The organism is Nonomuraea sp. NPDC049709 (assembly GCF_040674815.1).
GTDB lineage: Bacteria > Actinomycetota > Actinomycetes > Streptosporangiales > Streptosporangiaceae > Nonomuraea.
Map to the genome: position 1 here is coordinate 1 of NZ_JBFANM010000171.1, position 9034 is coordinate 9034.

Annotated in this window: 7 protein-coding genes; 6 read left to right on the forward strand and 1 reads right to left on the reverse strand. The window is 65.3% G+C overall.

All coding sequences use genetic code 11. The features are described from left to right. Positions 1-657: 657 nt before the first annotated feature. Both AB0J69_RS60915 and AB0J69_RS60920 read left to right on the forward strand, forming a co-directional pair. Positions 658-1209, forward strand: coding sequence for a hypothetical protein (locus tag AB0J69_RS60915; protein ID WP_364138336.1), 552 nt, complete (start codon positions 658-660; stop codon positions 1207-1209). A 766-nt stretch (positions 1210-1975) separates the two neighbouring features. Further along, positions 1976-2872 (forward strand): hypothetical protein, encoded by an 897-nt coding sequence (locus AB0J69_RS60920; protein ID WP_364138339.1) that lies wholly within the window; start codon positions 1976-1978, stop codon positions 2870-2872. A 136-nt stretch (positions 2873-3008) separates the two neighbouring features. Here AB0J69_RS60920 and AB0J69_RS60925 read toward each other — a convergent pair whose 3' ends face one another. Next, positions 3009-4475, reverse strand: a complete 1467-nt coding sequence (locus AB0J69_RS60925) for an IS66 family transposase (protein WP_364138342.1) — start codon at positions 4473-4475, stop codon at positions 3009-3011. A gap of 167 nt (positions 4476-4642) precedes the next feature. On the opposite strand from AB0J69_RS60925, the gene AB0J69_RS60930 reads away from it, so the two are divergent. The 4 genes from AB0J69_RS60930 to AB0J69_RS60945 form a co-directional block, all read left to right on the forward strand. Then, positions 4643-5857, forward strand: coding sequence for a barstar family protein (locus tag AB0J69_RS60930; protein WP_364138345.1), 1215 nt, complete (start codon positions 4643-4645; stop codon positions 5855-5857). 196 nt (positions 5858-6053) lie between these two features. Continuing rightward, complete coding sequence (locus AB0J69_RS60935) at positions 6054-7166, forward strand: IS30 family transposase (RefSeq protein ID WP_364138348.1); 1113 nt, start codon at positions 6054-6056, stop codon at positions 7164-7166. A 33-nt stretch (positions 7167-7199) separates the two neighbouring features. Next, a complete protein-coding gene (locus AB0J69_RS60940; protein ID WP_364138351.1) occupies positions 7200-7988 on the forward strand; it encodes an IS3 family transposase in 789 nt (262 codons plus the stop codon). Positions 7989-8077: 89 nt separating this feature from the next. Further along, a partial coding sequence (locus tag AB0J69_RS60945; RefSeq protein ID WP_364138354.1) for an IS30 family transposase occupies positions 8078-9034 on the forward strand: 957 nt, incomplete at its 3' end.

Below are 9034 nucleotides of genomic sequence, written 5' to 3' on the forward strand. Positions count from 1 at the left end.
GTCATGCGACGGCCCGCCCCAACCGCCTCGGGGACATTACGGGCGAAACCCGCGGAGCCACTCACGCACCCCGACCAGCTGAAGAATCGAGGCTAACGGGCATCGGGGACCCTCTCGGGCTGCCGTGTATCCGTCGCTCTCCGGGCCGTAGCTTGGTGTCTACCGCCATGATGCCTCAACTGCTCCCCGTGTCGAGGACCCGAAGCCTGGCCGTAACCAGGAGCGGCCTGACGTGGATACCGACTGTCCACCTCCTGTCGGCCTTCGGCGGCATGATGTTTCCGAGATTCGTGACTGCCGCCTGTTCGAGCGATGGGCGGCGGGGATCACGCGGACGCGCTCCTCGGCTTGGGTGCCAAGGTCGATGTAGCCGTGGGGTACACCAAGCACTCACCGATCATCCGGCAGGCCGGCGGTGTTTGGTCCAGAAGACCGACGACTCGCCCCTGATCTTGGCCGCCCCAATGTTGCAGCCTGGGCTAGCTGGGAGTGTGACAGTCGCTCCGACCATGCAGGCGCAGGCGTTCGAACGGGCTTTCCTTCTATTCACCCATGTTGTGCGCTCACTGTATTGAGTGGAGAAGCGGCTATCCTTCGCTAGATGTAACGATTACCATCTGCGTAGCTATATGTAACAGAAGGGAGCTAACGGCAGAGGTGAGGAAAGAAATGGATCTAGATCGTCAGCCTGCAATGGACCCTGGCGATGTTTTTGAGCAAACATGTTGGAACATACTCCGACGCCGCTACCCTCCAGAAAAGCTTGCCTACATACCAGCAGAGATGGGAGGAGATTGCGGTATTGAGGGATATTCTACAGATGGTATTGCGTATCAATGCTATGCTGATCGAGATTCGCTGACTCTCCGCCATCGAACCGATAAGCAAAAAGGAAAGCTTTACGACGACACTGTGAAGCTAAAGAAGTACGCCAGTCGACTTGAAGGTGTACTTAATGGCTTGATAATAGAACACTACTTTCTCATGGTTCCTGAGTATCATGCCGCCGAACTCATTTCCTATGCGCATGAGCGAGCGGCGGCAGTGCGCGGTTACGGACTAAGTTTCATATCCGAGAGCTTTGCTATTCACATAAAGACCTTGCAGGACTATCCCACGGAACTTCGTGCGGCGCTCGCTGATGGTGCTGCCAAGGCCGCAATCCCGCCCCCTTTTATGCATCGCAGAAGTCGGACCGTTCCAGACTGAAAAGCCGCAACTGGTTAGAGTCCTTGAAGGAAAACTCGCAGTACTGAGAGCTAGCAATCCTGGAGCTAACGTAGAGGGGCTGCGTGATCGATTTATTCATGCTTTCCTTCAAAAAGAGGACATCATGTCCTCCTTGCGTGATTGGCCAGACACTTGGGAAGCTATTGAGTTTCGGCGACAACTGCGCGAAGAATTCCTAGAGCTTGAGAGTGCGCTAAGTCCAGATGATCCTAACTCTCGGATGCTCGTTCTCGTCAAAGGCTACCAAGCCGACCTAGAAAAGAATGTTGCAGGCATACGAGAGCCGGATGCCAAAGGATCGCAATGGGCCAGGTCGGTGAGTGGCTGATGCGCTGTCCCCTTGATTTCCAGGCGGCATCATGAGCATATCCCAGCCACCGGATCTAAAGGATCTCCTAAACGCATCTTTCCGGTTTACGCGCCAGCCTGATCCCCTCTCTCCTGCCCTACGACCTGAGCGTCGGGTACCACTGATCCTTCTTCTCGTCGCTAAATGTCATGGCTCAGGCGCAAGCTGGAAGGTGCTGCAGCTTCTAAGCTGGGCTGTTCGCGATCAGAGTCACATTTCGCTTGTGGTGACACTTCTGAACGGAAGAGATGTTCCAGACCGGCCAATAGTCCGCTTCGAACCTGCTCTGGACCGGTGTTATGTGGATGTTCGTCATGGTTGGCTGCGCTTCGGTCGCTGGACTCCTTGGTGACGTCGTACCTTTGGGCCACTATGGCGGATAGCGAGCAGCCGAGAATGGTCTTCGGCAACCTGTGGGCGGACGCGGTAGGACCTGGCGGAGGGGTCGACCGTGATCGATGTGAGTGTTTCGACCAATTCAGGCCGCAGCAGCCGAAGCACGTCCGATTCCACGACGAGCGCCAGGACACCTCTGCGGCCGGATGGCGGCATCTGTTGGCTTTGATCGAGGAAGCAGTCGCAGATGGTCGGGAGGTGTTTCGGCCGCTGGCGGTGTTGAGCCCGGATGAGCGGCGGGAGATAGTGACATTGCCGCCGTCCATCGCCAAGCTGGTCGCGGTCAAGCATCTCGTGCTGTATGGGAGCAACCTGGTAAGGATCCCGCCGGAGATCGGTGCAATGACGAGCCTGGAGGAGTTCAGCCCGTACACCTCTCGCCGACTGCACTGGTTCCCCTACGAGCTGACCAGGTGCGGAATGTTGCGGCGCAGTACGGTCAGTACCCGGTCCGTGTACGGGAACTACAAGCTGCGTCCGCCGTTTCCCCGGCTGTCCGGTCTGGACGCCGCCGGTTGTCTCGACCTCGATGATCTCGACCCTGGGGTCTGGGGCGCTACCGCCGTCCGCACGTGCAGCATCTGCGACCAGCCGATCAGCGAAGCCGGCCCCCATCAGGTGTGGATTTCCATGCGAATCGCCACCGATGTCTTACCACTCCTGGTCAACGCCTGTTCGTCAGCCTGCATTCAGGCGCTGCCTCGTGCCGCTGAGGGTTATGTCCTCACACCCCACAAGGGCGGTCTCGACGTGGTACAGCCCGCCCCTGGTCGAAGGCGAATTCGTCCACGCCTCAGCCTGCCCACAGGTGGTGCTGTGGAGGCCAGGCATATGACATTCTGTCCAAGCCGGGCGGCAAGCGTGGTCTCTCGTTTGATGGTCTTGCCCACATTGTAGTGGGGTGAGGGTCGGCGGTTCTTGGAGCCGAGTGGCTGTGGGAACGTCGGCGATCCAGCTCGCCAGCGGGCCGTACGGCGGAGAATGCCCGCGGGCCTACACGGCCGCGAAGGTATCCATTCACGCCTGTGAGTGATCAGGCGTTTTGTGGTGGCATCCACGGGCTTCCGGCCAGAGCATCGCGGAGGGCATCGAGTGGGTGGATGCCGTGGTTGCGGGCCGTGCCGAGGTAGGAGCGGATCAGGCAGTAGCGGGCGGCGGTGCGCACGCTGCGCCAGCAGCCGCCGATCTTCATCTGCAGTTTGACCATGCGCTGAGGCTGTTCGGCGGGGTTGTTGGTGAAGGGCACGGCGAAGTCGACGGTGAAACGCCAGACCTGCGCGGCCCGGGTCTGCAGCCGTCGTGCCAGGGTGTAGCCGGGATGTCGCCCGGTGGGCCAGTCGCGGTGGGCGTGGGTGGCGATGCCCCAGGCCACCGCCTCGTCGTAGCGGGTGCGCAGCCTGTCCAGAGTTTCCGCCTGCACGGCAGTGGCCCCCTCGGCTCGGGCCTTGGCGACTGCGGCCTTGGCGTCGGTCAGTGCGCTCATGACCGGCTCGGTCCAGCAGCGCTGTACCCGGCTGCCTTCGGCATCCAGCTCGCCGATGCCGCGCAGGGACCGGAGCAGATGCGCGCAGCACAGTTGTACTCCGGCCAGGTCTTTGTCGTACTTGGCGTAGCCGGCATAGTCATCGCGGACCAGGGTGCCCCGGTAGCCGGGCAGAATGCCGAATCCGTCCAGGGCGTCATGGCCGCGGCCCGCGGCGGCGCCGAACCAGACCAGCCGGCCGGCGCGGGCGGTATAGACATACAGCAGCCGATCTGCGTCGTCGGCAGCGACGCGGGCGGGGGTCTCGTCGTGGTGCAGCACCGGCGCAGCCCGCAACGCCTTCTTCAACGCGGTCTCGAAGTCGGTCAGATGGCCGGCGACACGCTTGACCAACCCGCCGGTGAACCCGGTGGAGACCGGGGCGTCCAGCAGCACGCCCATCAGATCGGCTGCCCGCTCGATGCTCATATGCCCTGCGCACGCCAGTAACGCGGTCGCGGCGCGCACGTTCGGGCCGTAACAGCAGGGCCCGGCCAGATGCGCCGGGGTGGCCGCCCGGGTCGTCGCCCGGCAGGCCGGGCAGATCACCTTGACCATCCGGTACTCGGTGACCTGAAGCTTCACCGGCGGGGTGTCGAACATCTGCACCCGAGCGACGACCTTCCCCGCCAGATCGGCCAGCGTGGAGCCGCACCCGGCGCATGCGTCGGGGGCGATGACGGTGATCTGGTCCGGATCGCTCCGCCAGGCCAGCGCATGCCCCTCGTGCCCGGCTTGCCCACCGCGCGGCCGGGGAGAGCGCTTCTTCGGTTTCTTGGCGCGTTTGGCCCGAGACGCCGGACCGTCCGAACCCGGCGGCATCGAGGAGTTGGACGAATCCATCCCCGCACGCCGCTTCAGCTGCTCGACCTCAGCCAGCAACGCCCTGATCACAGCATCCCGCTCCGCGACCGCGGCCCGCAGCTCGTCCAGAGCAGCCAACAGCTCCTCACGGCTGAGCTCCTGGGGGCCGGACACGAGCTCAAACTACGACGACCCATCCCAAGATCCCTGCGTACAGCAGAAACTGGCGCGTCTACCCCAAACCAGACCCCAGCTCAACGGCAGGCGTGAATGGATACCCGCGAAGTGCCGGTACCGCTCAGCCGTGCCCGTCGGTTCTCCAGCCGTTAAGGTCTGTCGTGATGACGACTTCTGCTTTATCGGGCGCCCGGTGGTTGCTGCTGGACGAGTACACCGGTGAGGTGGGTGAGCCGGACGTCACGCTGGGCGTGTGCCACGACATCGACGGGCTCTTCGTGGACCCCGAGCCGGTACTTCCCCCCGAGACCTTCACCCTGCTCGGCTGCGATCCAGCGGGCCCGCTGCTGGAGGCGCTGCGGTATCTGGGGACCGAGCGGGCGTGGCTGCCCAGCATCGCCCTGACGCCTGTTCACCGGCCGCAGCAGCGGCCCGCCGGGTGCTGGGAGTACGAGCACGGGTGCACGTGTGAGGAGGAGCTCATCGACGTCACCGTGGTCAGCCGACGCCCGTCGGCGGTGCGGGAGGGCCTGGTGGACCTCGATTTACGCGGATACGTCCGGCTGCTCCCGGAGTGTGGGCTGCCGGAGGAGAAGCCCGACGGGACGGGGTTTCGCCTGTCCGCGCTTGATAACGAGAAGCTGGGCGAGTGCCTGGACGTTGCCGGAGTCTTCCGTGTGCGCCCCGCCGCGCCCGTCTGGCCGGTGACGCTGATCGGCTTCCGTCCCGAAGCGCCGCTGCCGGGGGTCATCGAGGGACGCAGAATCACGGCGTCCCTCATAGCCGTCCAACGCGACGGACGCATCGCCGGAGGGGCCGGGGTGCTGTCGGCCGCCGTCGTTTTTGCCCAGGCGTCGAGGTTGGGCGACGGTCTGCTGGACATCGCCCTGGACGGCGGCGTGGAGGGGCCACTGCCGAGCGGCGCCCGTGAGATCTTCCAGACGTGGTACGACGGCGGCCCGGTCGAGCCCAACCTATGGGCACGTTACGACCGGCCGCTGCGGCACGAATGGCCAGGCCTGGCCGCCAGTCATCGTCCTCGGGGCCTGCCTGACAAACCAGCGGGAACGACGTATCACCTCGACGGCCGTTTCGTCACCGATATCGACGCCTTCTACTGCGCCGTCGGAGAGGCGATCAACGGTCCCGGCGGCTACTTCGGCCGCAACCTCCACGCCCTGCACGACTGCCTCTACGGCGGATGGGGCGCCGCCACCCCGTTCCGGCTGGTCTGGCACCACTCCGACGTGGCCCGCCGGCATCTCGTCCCGGGTTACGACCGGCCCACCCACGACCTGCGGTATTGGGGACCGAACGTCGAACTGGACGACCTCCTGGAGATCTTCTCCGAGCGTGGTGTCGAGGTCGAGTTCCGCTGATCCAACCGCTGGCCGCCTCTCGTCTTCCGAACCGACATGGCCTCACCCCCGCAGCCCCGTCATGCGCGATAGATCACCATCAGCACTAACCGGGTGAATGCGAAGATCGGAGGCTTAGATTCAAACGATCAACGCAACACTGCTAGTGGATGGGTGGATCGTGGTTCGGATGGGTCGGCCGGGGATGTCGGACGCGATGAAAGAGGACTTGTGGCGGCGGTGGCGCGCGGGTGAGTCCATCAGCGTGATTTCCCGGGCCCTGGGCAAGCCTCCGGGGTCGGTTTTCACGGTGCTGAAGCATCATGGCGGCATCGCGCCGGCCGAGCGGGTGCGCCGGGCCGACCGTTTGAGCGCCGAGGACCGGGAGTCGATCTCTCGCGGCCTCGAGGCTGGAGCCTCACTACGTTCGATCGCCGTGTCGATCGGCCGCCCGGCATCCACGGTGAGCCGGGAGGTCGCCCGCAACGGCGGCCGGGCGAAGTACCGTGCGCTCCCCGCCGAGCAACGCGCTCAAGAGCAGGCACGCCGCCCAAAACCGTCCGCCCTGCAGAACAACCCGGTGCTGCGCCAGCTGGTGATCGAACTGCTCGACAACGAGTGGTCCCCGGAGCAGATCGTGGGGCATCTGCGGCTGATGCACGCCAGCGACCCGGTCATGCGGATCAGCCACGAGAGCATCTACCGCGCGATCTACACGACCCGGTGGAAACTGATCCCGCGTGAGCTATGCACCAAGCTGCGCACACACCGTCCCATCCGCAAGAACAAGAAGAACACGGTCAAGGGCCAGTGGCGTTCCCAGATCACCGGGGCACGGCCGATCGAGGAACGGCCTGAGGCAGCCAACGCCCGAACCGAGCTCGGCCACCTCGAAGGCGATCTCGTCATCGGAGCCAAGAACAGTCAGATCGCGACGCTGGTCGACCGCAAGTCCCGCTACCTGACCATGATCGCGCTACCCAGCCGTCACACCACGACGGTCATCCCCGCTCTGCAGCAGGCGTTCTCACGGATGGATGCTCGCCTGCTCAGCACTCTGACCTGGGACCGCGGCATGGAACTCGCCGGCCACCGGCTGCTGACCGAAGCGACCGGCGTCGATGTCTACTTCGCGGCACCGCGCAGCCCGTGGCAGCGGGGCACGAACGAGAACACGAACAAACTAATCCGGCAGTACTTACCGAAAGGCATCGATCTGAGCCTGTACAGCCAAGGTGACCTTGACTCCCTGGCCGCCCGACTGAACAACCGTCCCCGCAAGTGTCTCGGCTACCGAACCCCGGCCCAATGTGTTGCCTTGACTCTTTGAATCTAAGGCCGCCTTCTTCGCGTCCGAGACTCGATGACGCTCGCCAAGTACGAGCTGATCGACGCGGAGAAGGCCCACCACAAGATCGCGCGGATGTGCGCCTGGCTGGGCGTGTCCCGCTCGGGTTACTACGAGTGGCGCGGGCGGCCGGCCTCGGCCGCCGCGCAACGCCGCGCGCTGCTGGCCGCGCTGGTCGCCGAGATCTTCGCCGGCTCGCACGAGACCTACGGCTACCGGCGGGTGCATGCGGCCCTGGCCCGTCGCGGTGAGCACTGCTCGGCCGAGCTGGTGCGCGCCCTGATGCGGGAGCAGGGCCTGGTCCCGGCTCAGGTGAGGGCGTTCCGGCCGGCCACGACCGTGCAGGGCGACTTCCGCGGCATTCCCGACCTGGTCGGCCGTGACTTCACCGCCGAACGTCCGGGCCTCAAGCTGGTCGGCGACATCACCTATGTCCGCACTTGGGAGGGCTTCCTCTACCTGGCCACGGTGATCGACTGTCGCAGCAAGGCGGTGCTGGGCTGGGCGATGGCCGACCACTACCGCACCAGCCTGGTCAAGGACGCGATCCGGATGGCCGCGGGCACCGGCCTGCTGCAGCCCGGCGCCGTGTTCCACAGCGACCGCGGCTCGAACGGCGGATTCAACCGGTCGTCGCAACACCTTGATCACGGAGGTGTGCGATGGGCGGGAATACCAAGCTGGAGCGGGTGCCTGAAGGGGCGCGGAGGCAGTGGGCGGCGGACCGGGCGCTGCGGCCACCGATGCGTTCGCCGGGTCGGCCTGAGCCCTCGCGCGCCGTGCAGCGGGACTTCTGGCGTCTGATCGCGACGGGGATCACAACGGTTGAGGCCGCGCTTCAGGTTGGCGTGTCGTGGCCGGTTGGGGTGCGGTGGTTTCGCCATGCTGGCGGCATGCCGCCGATCCGCCTGGACGAGCCCTCGGGCCGCTATCTGTCATTCGCCGAACGCGAGGAGATCGCGCTGCTGCGGGCGCAGGGCAAGGGCGTGCGGGAGATCGGCCGCAGCCTTGGACGCGATGCGGGGACGATCTCGCGTGAGTTGCGCCGCAACGCGGCGACACGGGGCGGTAAGCAGGAGTACCGGGCCACGGTGGCGCAGTGGAAGGCGCAGCAGGCGGCCAAGCGCCCCAAGACAGCCAAGTTGGTGTCGAATCCGCGGCTACGCGAGTACGTGCAGGAGCGCCTGAGCGGGAGCGTCCGCAGACCGGATGGCACGGTCGTCGCCGGGCCCGAGCCGCCGGCGTGGAAGGGACTGAACAAGCCGCACCGGCAGGACCGGCGGTGGGCGACGGCCTGGAGCCCGGAGCAGATCTCCCATCGGCTGAGGTTCGACTTCGCCGATGATGAGTCCATGCGCATCAGCCACGAGGCGATCTACCAGGCCCTGTTCATCGAGGGCCGCGGCGCGCTCAAGCGAGAGTTGGTCGCCTGCCTGCGCACCGGACGTGCGTTGCGTGAGCCACGCTCGAGGTCCCGGAACAAGCCGCAGGGCCACGTCACCGCAGAGGTGGTCATCGGCCAGCGGCCGGCTGAAGCCGACGACCGCGCCGTTCCTGGGCACTGGGAGGGAGACCTGATCATCGGCACCGGCCGGTCGGCGATCGGCACGCTCGTGGAGCGCGCCAGCCGCTCCACGCTGCTGGTGCACCTGCCACGACTGGACGGGTGGGGCCAGACGCCGCCGGTGAAGAACGGCCCCGCGCTCGGCGGTTACGGCGCGATCGCGATGAACGCAGCCCTGACGGCGTCGATGACCCAACTGCCCGAGCAACTGCGCAAGACCCTTACCTGGGACCGGGGCAAGGAGCTGTCGGCCCACGTGCAGTTCGCGCTCGAAACCGGCACGAAG